This window comes from Neobacillus niacini, assembly GCF_031457145.1.
GTDB lineage: Bacteria > Bacillota > Bacilli > Bacillales > Cytobacillaceae > Neobacillus > Neobacillus niacini_J.
In genome coordinates this window covers 85,836-102,541 of sequence record NZ_JAVDVZ010000012.1, presented here as the reverse complement: position 1 = coordinate 102,541, position 16,706 = coordinate 85,836, and the positions used below count along the sequence as shown (strand labels likewise).

Annotated in this window: 19 protein-coding genes and 1 pseudogene; 8 read left to right on the top strand and 12 right to left on the bottom strand. The window is 38.8% G+C overall.

The window, feature by feature from the left end:
* Positions 1 to 315: 315 nt before the first annotated feature.
* Positions 316 to 747 carry a MarR family winged helix-turn-helix transcriptional regulator gene (locus J2Y03_RS22480; RefSeq protein ID WP_310198541.1) on the bottom strand — a complete coding sequence of 144 codons (432 nt, stop codon included), beginning with the start codon at positions 745 to 747 and terminating at the stop codon, positions 316 to 318.
* Positions 748 to 1,049: 302 nt separating this feature from the next.
* Between J2Y03_RS22480 and J2Y03_RS22475 the strand changes: the two genes are divergently transcribed.
* The 7 genes and pseudogenes from J2Y03_RS22475 (at position 1,050) to J2Y03_RS22445 (ending at position 7,135) form a co-directional block, all read left to right on the top strand.
* The gene (locus tag J2Y03_RS22475) at positions 1,050 to 1,976 is read left to right on the top strand and encodes a VOC family protein (protein WP_310198540.1); all 927 of its coding nucleotides are present in this window, start codon (positions 1,050 to 1,052) and stop codon (positions 1,974 to 1,976) included.
* A 43-nt stretch (positions 1,977 to 2,019) separates the two neighbouring features.
* The gene (locus J2Y03_RS22470; protein WP_132096330.1) at positions 2,020 to 3,159 is read left to right on the top strand and encodes an alpha/beta hydrolase family protein; all 1,140 of its coding nucleotides are present in this window, start codon (positions 2,020 to 2,022) and stop codon (positions 3,157 to 3,159) included.
* A 61-nt stretch (positions 3,160 to 3,220) separates the two neighbouring features.
* Complete coding sequence (locus tag J2Y03_RS22465; protein ID WP_310198538.1) at positions 3,221 to 4,378, top strand: FAD-dependent monooxygenase; 1,158 nt, start codon at positions 3,221 to 3,223, stop codon at positions 4,376 to 4,378.
* Between the two features lie 498 nt (positions 4,379 to 4,876).
* On the top strand, positions 4,877 to 5,644 hold the full coding sequence (locus J2Y03_RS22460; protein ID WP_310198535.1) for a cyclase family protein: 768 nt from the start codon (positions 4,877 to 4,879) through the stop codon (positions 5,642 to 5,644).
* A 24-nt stretch (positions 5,645 to 5,668) separates the two neighbouring features.
* On the top strand, positions 5,669 to 6,517 hold the full coding sequence (locus J2Y03_RS22455; protein WP_396954248.1) for a 3-keto-5-aminohexanoate cleavage protein: 849 nt from the start codon (positions 5,669 to 5,671) through the stop codon (positions 6,515 to 6,517).
* Positions 6,518 to 6,701: 184 nt separating this feature from the next.
* Positions 6,702 to 6,875 (top strand): annotated as a pseudogene (locus tag J2Y03_RS22450) (tyrosine-type recombinase/integrase); the annotation flags it as partial.
* 50 nt (positions 6,876 to 6,925) lie between these two features.
* Positions 6,926 to 7,135: a hypothetical protein gene (locus J2Y03_RS22445; RefSeq protein WP_310198528.1), complete on the top strand. Its 210-nt coding sequence runs from the start codon at positions 6,926 to 6,928 to the stop codon at positions 7,133 to 7,135.
* Positions 7,136 to 7,684: 549 nt separating this feature from the next.
* Here J2Y03_RS22445 and J2Y03_RS22440 read toward each other — a convergent pair.
* From J2Y03_RS22440 to J2Y03_RS22410, 7 genes are all read right to left on the bottom strand, one after another.
* Positions 7,685 to 7,969: a M20/M25/M40 family metallo-hydrolase gene (locus J2Y03_RS22440; RefSeq protein WP_310198683.1), complete on the bottom strand. Its 285-nt coding sequence runs from the start codon at positions 7,967 to 7,969 to the stop codon at positions 7,685 to 7,687.
* 87 nt (positions 7,970 to 8,056) lie between these two features.
* Positions 8,057 to 8,257, bottom strand: coding sequence for a putative holin-like toxin (locus J2Y03_RS22435; RefSeq protein ID WP_310198525.1), 201 nt, complete (start codon positions 8,255 to 8,257; stop codon positions 8,057 to 8,059).
* Between the two features lie 151 nt (positions 8,258 to 8,408).
* A complete protein-coding gene (locus J2Y03_RS22430; RefSeq protein ID WP_310198523.1) occupies positions 8,409 to 9,716 on the bottom strand; it encodes an MFS transporter in 1,308 nt (435 codons plus the stop codon).
* Positions 9,717 to 9,753: 37 nt separating this feature from the next.
* Positions 9,754 to 10,551 carry a carbon-nitrogen family hydrolase gene (locus J2Y03_RS22425; RefSeq protein ID WP_310198520.1) on the bottom strand — a complete coding sequence of 266 codons (798 nt, stop codon included), beginning with the start codon at positions 10,549 to 10,551 and terminating at the stop codon, positions 9,754 to 9,756.
* 4 nt (positions 10,552 to 10,555) lie between these two features.
* The gene (locus J2Y03_RS22420; protein ID WP_310198518.1) at positions 10,556 to 11,269 is read right to left on the bottom strand and encodes a DUF2848 family protein; all 714 of its coding nucleotides are present in this window, start codon (positions 11,267 to 11,269) and stop codon (positions 10,556 to 10,558) included.
* A gap of 50 nt (positions 11,270 to 11,319) precedes the next feature.
* Positions 11,320 to 11,937 carry a GntR family transcriptional regulator gene (locus tag J2Y03_RS22415; RefSeq protein ID WP_310198680.1) on the bottom strand — a complete coding sequence of 206 codons (618 nt, stop codon included), beginning with the start codon at positions 11,935 to 11,937 and terminating at the stop codon, positions 11,320 to 11,322.
* A 379-nt stretch (positions 11,938 to 12,316) separates the two neighbouring features.
* On the bottom strand, positions 12,317 to 12,442 hold the full coding sequence (locus J2Y03_RS22410) for a hypothetical protein (protein WP_310198515.1): 126 nt from the start codon (positions 12,440 to 12,442) through the stop codon (positions 12,317 to 12,319).
* A gap of 237 nt (positions 12,443 to 12,679) precedes the next feature.
* Here J2Y03_RS22410 and J2Y03_RS22405 point away from each other — a divergent pair, with 237 nt between their 5' ends.
* Entirely contained in the window at positions 12,680 to 12,835 is a 156-nt protein-coding gene (locus tag J2Y03_RS22405; RefSeq protein WP_310198513.1) for a hypothetical protein, read from the top strand.
* Positions 12,836 to 12,953: 118 nt separating this feature from the next.
* On the opposite strand, the gene J2Y03_RS22400 is transcribed toward J2Y03_RS22405, so the two are convergent.
* The 4 genes from J2Y03_RS22400 to J2Y03_RS22385 all read right to left on the bottom strand — a co-directional run bounded on the left by J2Y03_RS22400 (position 12,954) and on the right by J2Y03_RS22385 (position 16,365).
* Positions 12,954 to 13,100 carry a hypothetical protein gene (locus J2Y03_RS22400; protein WP_310198509.1) on the bottom strand — a complete coding sequence of 49 codons (147 nt, stop codon included), beginning with the start codon at positions 13,098 to 13,100 and terminating at the stop codon, positions 12,954 to 12,956.
* Positions 13,101 to 13,249: 149 nt separating this feature from the next.
* Positions 13,250 to 14,794: a tripartite tricarboxylate transporter permease gene (locus J2Y03_RS22395; RefSeq protein ID WP_310198507.1), complete on the bottom strand. Its 1,545-nt coding sequence runs from the start codon at positions 14,792 to 14,794 to the stop codon at positions 13,250 to 13,252.
* A gap of 19 nt (positions 14,795 to 14,813) precedes the next feature.
* Positions 14,814 to 15,269 (bottom strand): tripartite tricarboxylate transporter TctB family protein, encoded by a 456-nt coding sequence (locus J2Y03_RS22390; protein WP_310198504.1) that lies wholly within the window; start codon positions 15,267 to 15,269, stop codon positions 14,814 to 14,816.
* Positions 15,270 to 15,342: 73 nt separating this feature from the next.
* A complete protein-coding gene (locus J2Y03_RS22385) occupies positions 15,343 to 16,365 on the bottom strand; it encodes a Bug family tripartite tricarboxylate transporter substrate binding protein (protein WP_310198501.1) in 1,023 nt (340 codons plus the stop codon).
* Positions 16,366 to 16,706: the final 341 nt, after the last annotated feature.

Genomic DNA, 16,706 nt, shown 5'->3' with positions numbered 1-16,706 from the left:
AGGGTTTAGCCGCAATTTAATCAATTGATTGATTAGTGGAATCGCTATTAACTAAACGTTTAATTAGATTCCCTTTCATGCTTGCCACGAATAGTTTTTTGCGACCTTTGTTGCGAGGATAATGTCGAAAAGAGAGTCATGTAAAAACGTTCCAATCCCCAGCCTTTTTTCAGGTCCATGGTGACCAAAGTCAAAGAAAAATAGGAAAAGTGGTCACCATGAAGGCTCCATGGTGACCAAAATCAATAAAAAATAGAAAAAGCAGTCCTCATGAAGGATCTTCCCTATGCATGCCCCACTAAATTAAGCAAAAACTCAATCCGATTTCCCAATGTTTCCCTTAATCTGTATTAACAAGGTTTTAAGACAATGAATTTGTTCCTCTGTCATCCCGTTTATAATATCCTTCATGGTTTGATGTTCAATGATTAAAAGGTCTTTATAGATCGTCCGGGCTTCTTCCGTTAAAAAAATCGCGAGGGAGCGTCTGTCGTTAGGTTGTTTTGTGATTAATCCTTTTGCCAGCATGTTGTCTAACATTCTGGTAATACCAGGAGGATCTTTTTCAGAGCGTAAGGCCAGTTCTTTTTGGGTGATGCCTTCTTCCTCCACTAATCGTGATATTAACACAAATTGTTCAGGCGTTATATTGTAGTCCTTTAATCTTCGGGCAAACAAATTATTTAAATTTAAGGCTGTTCTATTTAGTAAATAACCAACGGATGAGTCAAGTAAGCTTTTTTCCACTCTGTGTTTCTCCTTTAATGGTTCGTTCTCATACTACTATCTTATCTTATAGAAATGTTTCATTCTTGTAAATTTGCCGCAAGAATGGATGTGAAATATTCATAATATTTAAATTTTTATATTGACACAACAATTCACCTGTTGATAGAATAATCTCAAACAGTTGTCATGTTAACTATTAACAAAACAACTGTTATTCTATTCATCATTTTTGAAAGCGTTGACATTCTAATGAGGAATTTCACTTTTTAAAAAATGGTGATTTTTTTTTGGAAATTATAAAACCTAAGGAGTGACGAATAATGGTAAATCCACATTTTTTATCGCAGTTGGCTCACGTAGAATTGCTATCTCCTAAACCTGAGGAAACCGTTAATTATTTAAAGGAAGTATGGGGACTAGAAGAGACTACTAGACGGGGACAGTCTGTCTATTTACGAGCTTGGGGAGACTACTTTCACCATTCTTTAAAAATCACAGAAGCTGCTGGTCCTGGATTGGGTCATATCGGCTGGAGAGCTGACAGTGAAGGTGCATTGCAGAATGTTGTTCAGCACCTTGAGCGGACAGAACTAGGAAAAGGCTGGATTGAAGGGGATTTGGGGCACGGTAAAGCCTATCAATTTATCACTCCTGGAGGTCACTTATCTGAGGTGTTTTGGGATGTTGAATGGTATCAGGCACCTGAAGGAAAAGAGAGCGTTTGGAAAAACCGCCCGCAAAAGCAAGTGCGCCGTGGAATTGGGGTACGTCGCTTAGACCACGTTACGGTACTAACGGATAATACAACTGTGGATCGTTTATTCTATCAAGATTTAGGGATTCGTTACAATGAGGGGATTTATTCAGACTTTGGTGATGAGATTGGCGCTTGGATGTCTGTGTCAAACCTTTCCCACGATATTGCGTTTATTAATGCGGGATTTAAAGGTGGATTCCATCATGTATGCTTTGCGGTTGAGAGTAGAGAAGAATTACTAAACGCTGCCGATACCATCCGCGAGCACGGTTTTGAAATTGAATCCGGCCCAGGTAAACATGCGGTTGCGGAAGGACTAAACCTTTATGCAATCGAGCCAGGTGGAAATCGAATCGAACTTTACGCTGGAGCACATTTAGTCTTTGCACCTGATTGGGGTCCAAAAAAGTGGAAAGTGTCTGAAAACCCAAATGATGCCTGGTCTTCCTTTAATCTATTTAACCCAGATGGAAGTTTAAAATACAGCTAAACATATAAATTAAGAACCTACTAGGAAGGATGCGTTATATAATATGTGGCATTATTGGCCAGAAAGCTATATGTGGTCGTATCAGTTAGTACGAATCATTGGACATTCTAATTTTGGCGGCAGTAATTTTAGTGAATGTTTACAGGCGGCTGAACGAATTAAGCTTGGAGATTATGATAGCTGGTACACCGAATGGACGAGATTAGGGGACAGGGTGTTAGCTCAAGGACATGAGGCATTTGATCAAGGAAATCTTGTCACAGCGCGTACTCATTTCTTACGTGCTTCAAATTATACTCGTCTCGGTGAATTTTTCCTTCAGCCGGATGACCCAAGGAAAATGGATACGTATGTAAAGGGAATTGAAGTGTTTCGAAAAGGGGCAAAATTGATGGAAAACCCTCCTGAAATCATTGAAATCCCTTATGAGGATTCCTTTTTACCGGGTTATTTCTGCCGTGGTCCTCAAGCAGAAAAATCGCCTGTTGTCGTGATGTTCGGAGGACTTGATTCTACCGCTGAGGAAATTTATTTTGCTTTATCTCAAAGTCTATACGACCGTGGTTTGGGACTGATTGCCGTGGATGGCCCAGGGCAGGGTGCTGCCTTACGATTAAACCATATTGCTTCTCGCTATGATTTTGAAGTGGCAGGTTCTGCTGTGGCGGATTGGGCTGAGAACCATCCAGCTATTGATTCGGACCGAATGGCGATCATGGCTTGGTCGATGGGCGGATATATGGCTGCTCGAATCGCTGCATTCGAACCAAGATTTAAGGCTTGTGGAATCTATAGCGCAGTCTATGATTATAACGATATGTGGAAAACTAGAGCAGATGATCATCCGTTAGCCAATATTTTACTACATGTAATGGGTGTAGAAAGTATGTCTGAGGCACGAGAAAAATTGAAGAACTACAACTTACGCGGCGTAGCTGAAAAAATAACATGTCCTACCTATGTTCTTCATGGTGAAGAGGATAAACAAGCTAATGTTGACCAAGCATACCGTGTCTACAATGCATTAACCTGTGAAAAAGTATTAAACATTGTGACACCTGATCAAACAGGTGCAGCTCACTGTCAATCGGATAATCTAACGCAAGCCTTTCCGTTGTTTGATTGGATTCAGCAGCAGCTTAATGCGAAACTTCCAAAGAGCGAGTTAGTCAGCAGTAAATAATTGTTCAGTTCCGGTCTGCCTAAAGGGTTTTGAATATTCCGTAAAAAAAGGGGATGTTATTGTGGGAGAAATTAAAAAGGTTCTAATTGTTGGCGGCGGGATTGGCGGTTTATCGACTGCCATTGCTTTACAAAAAAAGGGTGTCCAAACAGAAGTATGGGAAAAAAACAGTGAGTGGAATGTTTATGGAGTGGGAATTATTCAAGCGTCGAATCAATTAAGGGAATTAGGCGTATTAGGAGTGGCGGATGAATGTTTAGCTAAGGGCTGCGAATTCCCAGGGTGGCGATTTTATAATGCCAAGGGCGATGTTTTAACTGAGGTACCAACTCCTAGGGCGGACAACTATCCAGCGAATAATGGAATTTCCCGCAGAGATTTGCATCAAATTTTACTCGATAATTCCATTAAATACGGTGCAACCGTTAAAATGGGCATTACTTTTTCAAAAATAGAGAATCGTGAGGATTGTGTGTATGTAGAATCTACAGAGGGTACTTCCGGTGAATACGATTTAGTCATTGGTGCAGATGGGGTTCGGTCACAGGTTAGAAGCAAGGTGTTTGGTAACGAATACCAGCCTAATTTTGTTGGGCAGGGCGGTTGGAGATACCCAATGGCGAAACCAGAAGGCCTTGAATGGGGTGGACTTGTTTACGGTGAAAAAAATAAAGCGGTCATCGTCCCTATGGGTCCGGATTCGATCTATCTTACAGCGGTTTCTCCAGAGGCACGTGATGCTCACATGCCGGAGGATCAATTGCACGAGTTAATGCGCGATCGATTAAAAGAATTTGGCGGTATGGTGGCAGAGCTACGGGAAAAGATTGTCGATCCAAAGCAAGTAGTTTACCGACCATACGAGGAAATTTTAATGCCGTCACCTTGGTACAGAGGGCGTGTATTGCTTATAGGTGATGCTGTCCACTCATCGCCGCCACAATTGGGACAAGGTGCAGCACTTGCGATTGAAGATGCCGTGGTATTAGCCGATCTAGTTGCTCGTGAGAAGGATATTGATAGATTACTAGCTAAGTTTATGGAGCAAAGAATTGAACGGTCTAAATTGGTCGTTGAAACTTCTGTTAATTTAGTGGAATGGGAGAAACTTGACTGGGAAGGCAAACTCGACCCGAACATTAATCCATCCGCTACCTTTGGCCAAGCATTGAAAAAGATGACAGAACCAATTCTTCAAAAAGAAACGCTAGAAAACTAGTAATCTCTAAAAAAGAGGAATTCTTGCAGACACCTCGGAATTATTACATAAATGAATTCCTCCTTTACATAGGCATTTCTAAGGTTTTGTTGCTTTCAATAATGTCCGAAATTTACAAACACTTTGGTTACCGTTGAACGCGAAAAAACATGGGAGCGGGATTAGACGAGCCTTTTGGTTACCGTTGAGCCTGAAAAATTATGCTAACGGGAATCAAACGAGGCTTTTGGTTACCGTTGAGCCAGAAAAACTATGTTAACGGGAATCAAACGAGCTTTTTGGTTACCGTTGAGCCTGAAAAATTATGTTAACGGGAATCAAACGAGGCTTTTGGTTACCGTTGAGCCAGAAAAATCATGCTAGCGGGAATCAAACGAGCCCCTTGGTTACCGTTGAGCCTGAAAAATCATGCTAATGGGAATCAGACTAGTACCCGAACCCAATTTTCCAAAAACAAGGTTCCTATTTTCCTCTAAAGTAGTAGAAAGGAGGTTCTATATGAAAATTATCGATCTAAGTGTTGCGATTGAAAGTAATCTTCCGTCTGATCCACCTAAAATGATTCCCGAAATTGATTATCAAAGTCATGAAGATCAAATCGATTATATGTTAAGTTTTTTCCCTGAGGCAACGAAGGACGACCTTCCAAATGGTTTGGCTTGGGCACTAGAAAATGTAAAGCTTACAACACACTCCGGAACACATGTCGATGCCCCTTGGCATTACCACCCAACGATGAATAGTGGTGAGAGGTCATGGACCATTGATGAGGTTCCGTTAGATTGGTTTTATGGTGATGGTGTGGTCGTAGATTTTTCAGATAAACCTGATGGGTATGCCACAACTATAGAGGATTTTAAACTGTATTTCGAGAAAATCAATTATACCTTAAAAAAGGGCGATATCGTATTAATCCACACAGGTGCTTCTAAAAAGTGGGGCACAAAGGAGTATTTAACAACAGGTTGCGGAATGGGTCGAGAAGTCACCTTATGGCTGATCAATCAAGGAATTCGCACAATGGGAACCGATGCCTGGAGTTGGGATCGTCCACTCGGCTTCATTGCGGAGGATTTTGCTAGGACTCATGATAAAAGCCTGATTTGGGAAGGTCATTTTGCAGGAATTGAAAAGGCCTATTGCCAAATTGAAAAACTAACAAATTTAGATAAACTACCACGTTGCGGATTTAAAGTTTCTTGTTTTCCAGTGAAAATTAAGAATGCCAGCGCCGGATGGGTGAGGGCAGTTGCAATTTTAGATTAATAAGAAGGAGTGTTAATGTTGAGCATGGACCATTTGAGAAATAAAGTAATCCTAACGGTTGCCACTACAGGTGCGGTCACCAGGAGAGAAGATACCCCCTACTTAGCTCAATCCCCACAAGAAATAGCGGATGAAGTGTTCAAATGTTATCAGGCAGGAGCTGCGATTGCCCATATTCATGTTCGTGAGAATGATGGAACACCTTCTATGAATATAGAAAAATTCAGAGAAACCGTCGCGTTAATTCGAGAGCGATGCGATATCGTGATTAATCTTACTTCCTCAGGCGGTATAGGATTAAACGAAGATGACCGCATTCGTCCATTTGTTGAATTGCTTCCCGAATTGGCGACCTTTGATGCAGGGACAATGAACTGGAGACACGAAACCGTTTTTGATAACAATCCTAAATTTTTAGAGCGTTTAGGAAGCGAGATGTTAAAGGTCAATGTGAAACCAGAGATCGAAGTATTTGATGCGGGGATGCTGTATAATGCCCTGTACTATGTAAAAAAGGGAATTCTTAAGGAACCGCTGCATGTTCAATTTGTCCTTGGAGCACCTGGCGGAATAGCAGCTACGGTTGAGAATTTAGTCTTTTTAAAGGGATTACTTCCGGAAAATACAACCTGGAGTGCATTTGGAGTAGGAAGAATGAGTGTTCCGATTATGATGACAACATTGGCATTGGGCGGCCATTTGCGAGTAGGGATGGAGGACAATATCTTTATTCAAAAAGGGGTACTGGCGAAATCCAATGTTGAATTTGTGGAACAAGCAAAAAGATTGGTAAAGGAAGTAGGAAAAGAGCTTGCTACGCCTGAGGAGGCAAGGGAGATTTTATCGCTTAAATCGGTCATGCAAAATAATTAGGGGTGCCTGTCACCGCCCGTGGACACTTTCCACCTCAGGCGGACACTCCCTCCTTCAAGGAAAGGTTTAGGATGGAGCGAAATCAGAAAGAAAGGTTCAGAGTCGACTCTGAGCCTTTCTATTAACGTTCGAGCTTTCATTATTGCCTTCAGCTTCGACTAGTAACACAATCTCCCGAGTCAAGACCCGGGAGATTATCCGGCACACGTTTTGTAAGTGGATGCTAAAAGCTACGAATAATGATATTGAAAAAGTGCGAAGATTGGCCGGTCACAGCAATATTGCAACAACAAGTAGATATTTGAAGGATTCGTATAGTGATTTGGCGGATGCTGTTGATGCCTTGCCGAAATTTTAAGTCATGGTAACAATCCTATATCCCTTTTTGCTGATTTTGTATTCATCTCCATGGATAAAGGGAGTATAAAAAAAGAACTATTTAACAATTTTCTAGAGAATAATAAACCCTTTATCGATGGTGGAAATGATATTGACCCGGTTGGCGATTTCTTAATTGGACTTGTTAGAGTCACTACCGGTATACCACAAAAAAATCATATTTATGACCGTATTACTTTAACTGATGGCAAAAAAGGTGCTCAACGAATATTTAAATAGCCGCACTGAATGCTCTCAATACCTTATTGGCCGTTATGAAATGAAGAAATATTGCGGATTTTATCAAGATCAAGATAGGGAACATCAGTCAATGTATAGTTATTAATACCGGAGATGTCATTAAAGTGCGTGGATCTAGGCTATCAGGCTCTTCTTCAAAGTGTTTACGAATGGCCTCTGAATAAGTATTCTTCGGCACTGTTGATACGTTTACTTTCCATTCCTAGAGATATACAGCGACGTACATCTTCATCTGGAAGACTTTAAAATGGTCACTATATAATAGAAGAAACATGTCAAAATAGGAGTATCTTCCGATAAGTAGATGCTACAGCAAATTAGTAATTTCACTCTGCGAAAGTTGAGTTAAATGTAAAAACTTACTTGACAAACACCGCCATATACTATTTTAATGCTATTCAAATCATGTAACCCCCTAATATCTTTTACTTATTCATCTGTATAATACAGAAAAAGAGTTTACTGTATTTATATTATTCTAACAGTAAACTCTTTTTCAATCCTATATTAACTTGCTAATTGTACTTCTTAGATCAAATCCGCTGGAGACCAATTCTTTAAAAACTCTAAATAAATATCAGTAACCTTATTTATCTGTTCGATTTCAATATATTCATCAACAATATGTCCTTGCAAAATTGAACCTGGTCCCATACCAATTGTCGGGATATTACGATGACCAGAAGTCTCTGAACCATTTGTGCAGCAGGTCCATGTAGTTACAACAGGCTCCTCACCTAAAACCGTCTTAGTGCCATCATTCATCGCCTTAAATAATGGGGAAGAGGTGCTAACGACACTTTTCTCGTATATTTTTCGCCAGTATAAGCAGTCAACTCACTTACGCTGACTTAAAGTTTAAAGTTTTTGATACCAGCATTGCACAATACTTCGCTAATATTATCCAAAATCATCATCCTTTTCACCAAGCAGGGTACGGCGGTCAAAACGTATTTTTGTTCTTTCTGGGACAGCTGAGATAATTGGATAAGGCTCTGTAATGATATCCGTAGGAACTAGAATTCCTTGTCCGAATGACAGCAGTGCTATAATCAACACACCAAATGCAAGCATGAGAGAAATGCTTGCATATACCGTCATCATAGCCCCCCTTTTGTTGGTACATTTATCGTATTCTACGAAGTGCTCTTTTTCAATACTGAAGTGAGAGTATTGAAAAATAAGGTTTCAATATTACATTCTTTAATAAAAACAGGATAGACGGTTATCGTCTATCCTAACAATTGGAACATCAATCTGCTTTATGATATTTAATATCCACATATCTGAGTGCAAATAGCGCTATTATTGCCGCTAAAATTATATATGCACTAATCGCGTAACCGCTCTCAAATTTATGAAGAAGAAGAGTAGAAATCAAAGGAGCAAATCCTCCACCAATAACGCTCCTTAGCATGAATGTGATAGCTGAGCCGCTGTACCTGAGATGCGCTGGAAAACTCGAAGCGATTACTGGGGCTAATGGTGCCCACATTGTAGAATGAATGATAAATGCAACAATTATTGCTAGGAAAATTAAGCCTGTGCTTTTCGTATTCAATAAGTAGAAAAATGGTAAAGCCCATAGAATAAGTAGTATATTACCAAATCCGAGAATTTTTTTAGGACTTATTTTATCACTAACATATCCAGTGACAAAAATAGATACAACAGCGATCATTGCCCCTACTAATGTCGCGTTAACGAAAATTGATTTATCTAGTCCTAGATGTGTGATTCCATACGTTGTCGTATAAAAAGCAAATACTCCAAAAGCAATATCGCTACTTACATTTGCAAATACGCCCGAAACTACTTGTTTAGGATAATCTTTTATAACAGAAACAAATGGCAACTTCGGCATTTCTTTTTCATTAAGAACCTTTTGGAATGAAGGCGTTTCCATTAAATTCATTCGAATGAGTAACCCAAGAATAACTAAAGCTAAACTTAGAATAAATGGTACTCTCCAACCCCATGTTTGGAAGCTATCGCCTGAAATCATAATAAAAAGGGATGTGACTGCAGTTCCTAGTATTAATCCAAGCGGCACGCCAATTTGAGGCAATGTGGCCATAAAACCTCGATTATTTTTTGTTCCCCACTCCATAGAAATGAGAACAGATCCTGGCCATTCCCCTCCAATCGCAATCCCTTGAATAAATCTAAGGATTGTGACTAATACAGGTGCCCATAACCCAATACTTGCAAAGCCAGGTAGTAAACCGATAAGAACAGTCGTTATCCCCATGATGATTAAGGTAGCGATTAAAGATACTTTTCTACCAATTTTATCACCTAAATGCCCAAAAAATATTCCACCTAACGGCCTAGCAATATATCCAATCGCATAAGTTGAAAACGTTAATAATGTAGCAACATATGGATCATGCATCGGAAAAAATAATTGTGGAAAAATAATGGCAGCCATAGTTCCATAAAGGAAGAAATCATACCATTCTATTGTTGACCCTAAAACACTCGAGATACCGGCAAGTTTTTGTTGCTTACCGTGATCAATATGACCGTTTTGAACATTCTTTTCAGCAAGATTACTCATAAACATTTCTCCCCCGTTTATCTGATTGATTTTCTCCTTATAACCCTTGTTTATATAAATGCGGTACCCGACTTGTGAGCACAGGTACTTTTTCTCGAATTGCTACTGTTTCCTCAACCTTAATTGAAGTCGTTAGGGTTTCCTCTTCAGTAGTCGATCCTTCTATTAAAGTATCTCCCCAAGGATTTACGACCATGGAGCTACCGCCATAGGTAACTTCTTTATACGTGCCGACATTGTTGCATGATACAACGAACATCTGATTTTCAATAGCCCGAGTAATTTGGATATTTTTCCAATGTTTCAGACGGGCAATCGGCCATTCTGCAATGATAAATAATACTTCTGCACCTTCCAAAGCAAGCGGACGGATAATTTCTGAAAAACGAAGGTCGTAGCAAATGATTAGTCCCATCTTGATACCATCAAGCTCAAATACCTCAGGTACCTTTTGTCCGCCTGTTAAATATTCCGGCTCGTTTAACATTGGCACTAAGTGAACCTTGTCATATTGGTAAACGACTTCTCCCTGTCGATTTATAACAACTGCTGTGTTATATACTTTTCCATTAACTTTATTGGCAAAAGAGCCTCCGATAATATTGATATTAAATGTTTTAGCCAACGTCTGAAGAAATGGCACAGTCGCCTTCCCATTATCATCAGCAAGAATGTGAATATCCTCCAATGTATAGGAAGTTGTCCACATTTCTGGCAGGACAATCACATCCGGCGCAGAATTCTTTATTTCCTTTTCCAACCATTCTTCGACTTTTTTAAAGTTTTCTAATGGATTTCCTGGAATAATTTCCATTTGATAGATTGAAATTTTCATACTTTTATTCCTCCGAATCCAATCGTGTAATTGCATATTCAGCATGTATTTCATTGTTTCGGACCTTATCTATAAATGCCATTTTGAATTTGGAACCGTATTTAAAACCTTCCAATAACGGTACAGTTCCTGAGAATACAACGGTATTTTGTAAGGTTATTTCTTTTTTATTTAGGAACCCTTTTATTTCATTCAAAGGGATAATTTCGTTAATCTTTGCTTCTTGGTAATTTTGCCACTCACCATCTAAATACACTTGAGATGTTAAAATTAGGTCGTCCCAATGATCAATAACATCATTGATATTCCAAGCCACTTGAGCTAGGGGTTTATCACAAATTTGCTTAGATTGATTAATATCAATTGTTTCCAATGAACGATCTGTATGGTCACTTCCAACGGTTATGTATACTTCCTCTGCAGTATCTCCAAATACTAAAACAATTTCGGCTTCACCACTTGTTTTATCGCCAAGTACTTCAATCTCCTCAGTCTGACTAAGGCTGTTTCTACGAACTGGATAAAGGGTAGGAACTTCAGTTGGTCTAGGAACCCCAATTTTTTCAAGTTCAACGATGTGCTCCATTGTTTTTTCAATATTTCGTCCTGCGTAACCAATGCAATAAACATGCTTGACCTTGATTTCCTTTTGTACGTTGTTAACTGTCAATGGTAATAATATTGAGTTCATTGCTTTCATTGTTTTCATTGTTTTCATTTTTTCTCCCCCTATGTTTGATAATGCTTTCAAACGATTATTAAAAAATTTCACTTACCTTCGACAATGTCAATGGATTCCTTTGTCTGAACCAAGTGTTCTTCCATTAACTCTGTTGCTTGTTTAACATCCTTTAGTTTCAAAGCTTCTACAATTCGCAAATGTTCTTCTATGACCTCCTCCATACGGCCATTTTTGGCTAATGCCTTGTGCCCTATTAATCTTGTTAAATTGTATAAATTTAACAAGATGTCTCCTAACAAGTGCTGTTCAGCAAAGTAAAGAATTTTTCTATGGAATTTCTGGTCCAATTCGATAAATTCAATACGATCGTTTTTCTCCATAGCCGTTTTCTGCTGCTCAATTACTTCCCTTAAAAATTGAATTTGATTAGCAGTAATACTTGGAATAACTCTTCTCAATCCTTCCGTTTCAATTGAAACCCTGAGAAAAATAATTTGTTCCTTTTCGCTCGGCGTAATTTCCCGAACCTTTAACCCTTTCCTAGGAACAGCTACTAATAGACCGTCTTTCAATAAGTCACCTACCGCCTCTCGCACAGGAGTACGTGAAGTATTAAAAGACTGAGCAAGGATCATTTCGGTAATAATCTCATCCTTTTTAATGTTCCCGTTGAAAATGGCATTTTTAATCTCGTCATAAACAATTTCCTTTGTTGTCTGGAGTTTAATTGGATTTACATTTAGCTTATCGATTTTGTTTCACTCCTATGTATTATGTATACATTGTACATTATACATAATACATAGATATTTTTGAATTGTCAAACTCTTTTATTAATTCTTTTAATTAAGACATTTTGCTTTAATGATTGCTTAACTTTCAAGGAATCAACACGATACCTTCAAGCAATGATATGGACCATTTTTTACAGAATGACAGTCTTAAGGCTGTGGTTTTTCTTTAGAAATGAGTGTTTTAAAAATGTAGTTTAAAAGAATAAGAGATTTACTTCGGGCGGCAGCACTACGGACTAATCAGAAAGGAAAGATGTTTTTCTGTCATTCCGTACGTGTCGCTTTGGTACTAAATAGCCCGATAACCACGGTCTGTACGGCTGACGCCTACATTCCGTAGGTTCCTGTTCCATTTACGGCTGGCCGCTGTACCAAACGAGCCGAAAACCGTTAAAACCTTGGGCTCCTCGCCCAAACCCAGCCAACGGGAGCCCGTTGGATCGCTTTATACGCCCGGACCCTATTTATCTCCTTCTTTGTTCTCCTTATTGTAATCGTTCGCTCATTAGGGCAGTCAAGGGTGCTACGCTAGCGCTTCGCAAAGTTTGTGAACTTTTAAGAAGAGCGTTTAAAAACTTCACAAACTTCAAGCCCGTTGACAGCCCTTTTCGCAAAGATTCAGAGAGGTCAAACAAAAAAGGAGTGATCGAGAATGGAAACAAGTTTTTATGGGTTGAAGGTAGCAAAATCAAGTAAAGGCTATTATGTCGGAAGATTTTTTCAAGAAGACGAAGTCATGACACCATTTGTTCGACTCACGATGATCTTAGCAGCAAACAAGAAGCCATTGAGTGGATCGAATCCATGATGAAAGAAGTGGAAGAGAGGAAAGAGGGGTAAATCCCTCTTTTTTTCCTTCTTGAGGTATATGATGATCAAGATCAAGGTTGTTCCTCTAACTCCAGGTAATATCCAAATGAAAATATTTAGAATAAATAAGCTGAAAATAACTCCATCTCAGCAAAGGGAAGTACCTGCAATAAAACATAACTAATTGCAAGGCCGCCCAGTAACATTCCTTGTACCTTCTGCGCCTTATTGATCGAAAGTAACGCTTCCTGTTGGGCTGTCATGAAACCCGCCTCTTTTCACATTCAATTTTCAAATCCTATGTATACTCTGTAAAACAAAAGAAAAGCTTACTCCAAAAAGCCGTGACTCACGACTTTTTGGGTCAGCTCATGTTTTTCCTTATTAATTCAAGCTAGCAAAAGTTTTAGGATTATGATGTTTTGATAGTAATGTCTTCTTCTTTTTCTTCTTGTTCATTGCTTGCTGAGGCCTTTTTAAACGGTAACGCCTTTTTAAAAATATTCCATAACACAATGACAATAGCAATCCCTAATAAAGTCGCTGTTATTGGTCTTTCAAAGAACATGAGGAAATTTCCTTCTGTCATTATTAATCCTTGACGAAGACCTTCTTCAAAAACTGCTCCTAATACTAATCCAACCACTAATGGTGCAGGTTCATAATCACAATATTTCATGATAAAACCAACTAATCCAAAGACAAGCATGATCCATAAATCAAATATGCTGTTATTGATGCTATAGGCTCCGATAAACATAATACCTGTAATAGTTGGCATAAGAATCTTAATTGGAACTTTAGTTAATGAGGCAAATACTCCTACTAGAGGAAGGTTCAAAATAAGCAACATGACATTACCTATATACATACTTGCTACTACTAACCAAAATAAATCACCATGTTGAGAAATAAACATTGGACCAGGGGTAATTCCATGAACGAGTAATCCTCCAAGTAATAGTGCAGTGGGAGGAGAAAATGGGAACCCTAGTGCTAGAAATGGAATCATTGCACTAGTTGAAGCAGCATTATTGGCTGATTCCGGTCCAGCCACCCCTTCAATCGCGCCTTTTCCAAACTCTTCAGGATGGCGAGACATTTTCTTTTCCAATCGATAGGAAATGAGAGTGGACATAAACCCAGCTGGACCTGGCAATAATCCCATCGGAAATCCAACAAGTGTTCCTCTAAGGATCGGCCATATCGATCGTTTCGTTTCTTGTTTATTCGGATACATCTCTTTCATTTTAACTTTAATCATATTGGAGCTTGTATAAGGTGTTAAGGCTACTGAAAAAATTTCTGCAAGACCAAATAGTCCCATTACGACTGGTACTAAATCAAATCCTTTCGACAGTTCCATGACTCCAAAGGTAAGGCGGTCTTCACCCGTTACCAAATCAACCCCTACCGTACTGATCATTAATCCAATAATAACCATTAAAAAGGACTTTCCAAAGGAGCCTCCCGTTAAGTTACTTAAGACTATCAGTCCAAATAGTCCTAGTGCAAAAAATTCAGGCGCTCCGAATGCAAGAGCTGCATTTGCTAAAATCGGTGCGAAAAACATTAGTCCGACAATAGCAAGTGTCCCAGCAACCCAAGAACCAATCGCTGCAATTGATAACGCTGCGCCTGCTCTGCCTTTTCTTGCCATTTTATACCCATCCAGCGTCGTGACTAAAGAGGCTGCTTCACCTGGTAAATTCACGAGGATAGACGTAATAGAACCCCCATACATCGATCCATAATAAATCCCTGCTAGCATAATGAGACCAGCCCCTGGATCCATTCCGAAGCTCAAAGGTAATAGAATCGCCATCGCTCCAGTTGGCCCAATTCCCGGCAAAACACCTGTAACTTGTCCCACCAATACTCCTATAAAGCATACTAATAACATTTCTAATGAGAGAGCAGACATTAACCCATTTGATAAATTTGCAAGTGCATCCATATTTTATATATACCCTCCCTTAAAGGATCCCAGAAGGGAATGGAATTTGAAGAAAAGTTAGTAAGAGGTAAACAAGCGTTGTAAAAATGCCTGCAAAAAGAATTGGATAAACCCATCCGCGAAAACCAGAAATCTTAGCAAGGCTAAAAACTAATAAAAACAACATTGGAAGTCCAATAGTTTTATAGAATAATAAAAATAGGACAATACTGAGGAAATAACTAGCAAAACGGAGAACGCCTTGTTTTGAGAAATCATCTATTTTCTCTTTCATCTCTTTTGTCCCTATCCCTGCCCCTTTTATCAATAACCCTAAAGATAGAAGGCTACCTATTACGCCCAGCGTAATAGGTAGAAAGCCCGGACCTGGCATCTCAGGACTACCAATAGACATTTTGAATGAAAAAAATAAATACAATACACAAAACAAAAATAAACCGGCATTCGATATGTTTGTTATCAATTTTTTATTCAAAGTATCACCACCTACTGATTCAAATTTTTCATAACAGTTTGAATCAAATAGAGTAATTGATTCAAACTGTATCTTATTCCTTACCGATATTAAACTTCTCAATCATTTTTTGATTTACTTTTTTCATCTCATTCAGTTGGTCCGTAATTTCATCACCTTCAACTAAACGAACAGACATTTTTAATGTTTCTGCATTTTTCTTAAAGTCAGCATCGTCGATAACTTCTTTCATATTGTCACGCAAAATCGTTACCACATCATCTGGAGTATCTTTCGGAACTGCTAAGTAATACCAGGCTGAGAAGTCAACATCGCTAAATTCAAACTCAACTCCAGCTTTTTCTAGTTCTTCTGCAATTGTTGGGATTTCTGGGAATAAATCATTTCTTTCAGGTGTAAAGATTCCTAGAGCCTTTAATTTTCCAGATTTAATATATTCTGCTGATTCCATTGGATGAACTGCTGCAATATCAATGTGTCCACCAATAATAGCCGCAATCGACTCATTATTTGCTTTATATGGAATATTTGTCGCTTTAATGCCAGCCGTGTTAAACAATGCAGCATGAGCAATATCATTTACTGTACCCACGCCTGGGTGACCAACTTTCAGCGTTTTACCTTTTGATGAATCAATTAAATCCTGAATTGAATTGATGTCACTCTTCCCATCAACTACCAATAGTAAAGGATTGTACACAACGCTTGAAATAAATTTAAAATCTTCGATAGAGTAGTCTAATTCTTTTAAAAATGGTTGCATTGCAATAGTCGTACCAGTAATAAGCCCCAACGTGTGTCCGTCTGCTTCTGATTTAGCTGTTTCAGAAACTCCGATCGTACCACTACCACCTGCACGGTTCACAACAATCATGGATTCCCCAAGATATTTTTGAGCGACCTCTGCAACCCCTCTACCAACTGTATCGGTACTTCCACCAGCAGCAAAAGGAACAATTAGATTCAGAGATTTTGTTGGAAAATCATTTTTTTCTTCTGTAGATGCATTTTCAGTTTGATTAGAGCTACAACCTGCTAGAATAGTGGCCATCAACCCTAAGCCCAAAAAAAGATTTTTCATTTTCAGCTTTTTCATTAATTTTCCACACTCCTCATTATTCTCATAGTTACTTTGAATACATTAATTTTCCTGAAGCTTCAAGGTTTATATGATGTTTATGGAACACACGAGTTGTTTAAGACTTCGAATTGCTCGCACAGAGGAGAACAATTATGAATACCATCATTTCGCTCTGCAATACACTTAATGTAAATTCTGGGGGGGGTTGTCAAACCCAATGTTTGTTTTGAATGCTCCTTTTAATAGTTTAGAAACAACTCTTCCATTGTAAGCGCTTGTATTTTTGACAAAAAAAGAATCTAGAATAGGCAGTAAAAAGTATAAAGAAGATCATTTCAACTTAATAGACGATAAAT

Coding starts and splice junctions, on each gene's coding strand:
- J2Y03_RS22455 (WP_396954248.1), top strand. CDS start 5,669: ATGGACCATTTGAGAAATAAAGTAATCCTAACGGTTGCCACTACAGGT.
- J2Y03_RS22435 (WP_310198525.1), bottom strand. CDS start 8,257: ATGACGGTATATGCAAGCATTTCTCTCATGCTTGCATTTGGTGTGTTG.
- J2Y03_RS22395 (WP_310198507.1), bottom strand. CDS start 14,794: ATGGATGCACTTGCAAATTTATCAAATGGGTTAATGTCTGCTCTCTCA.
- J2Y03_RS22425 (WP_310198520.1), bottom strand. CDS start 10,551: ATGAAAATTTCAATCTATCAAATGGAAATTATTCCAGGAAATCCATTA.
- J2Y03_RS22385 (WP_310198501.1), bottom strand. CDS start 16,365: ATGAAAAAGCTGAAAATGAAAAATCTTTTTTTGGGCTTAGGGTTGATG.
- J2Y03_RS22430 (WP_310198523.1), bottom strand. CDS start 9,716: ATGAGTAATCTTGCTGAAAAGAATGTTCAAAACGGTCATATTGATCAC.
- J2Y03_RS22460 (WP_310198535.1), top strand. CDS start 4,877: ATGAAAATTATCGATCTAAGTGTTGCGATTGAAAGTAATCTTCCGTCT.
- J2Y03_RS22420 (WP_310198518.1), bottom strand. CDS start 11,269: ATGAAAACAATGAAAACAATGAAAGCAATGAACTCAATATTATTACCA.
- J2Y03_RS22475 (WP_310198540.1), top strand. CDS start 1,050: ATGGTAAATCCACATTTTTTATCGCAGTTGGCTCACGTAGAATTGCTA.
- J2Y03_RS22405 (WP_310198513.1), top strand. CDS start 12,680: ATGGAAACAAGTTTTTATGGGTTGAAGGTAGCAAAATCAAGTAAAGGC.
- J2Y03_RS22470 (WP_132096330.1), top strand. CDS start 2,020: ATGTGGCATTATTGGCCAGAAAGCTATATGTGGTCGTATCAGTTAGTA.
- J2Y03_RS22400 (WP_310198509.1), bottom strand. CDS start 13,100: ATGACAGCCCAACAGGAAGCGTTACTTTCGATCAATAAGGCGCAGAAG.
- J2Y03_RS22445 (WP_310198528.1), top strand. CDS start 6,926: ATGGATAAAGGGAGTATAAAAAAAGAACTATTTAACAATTTTCTAGAG.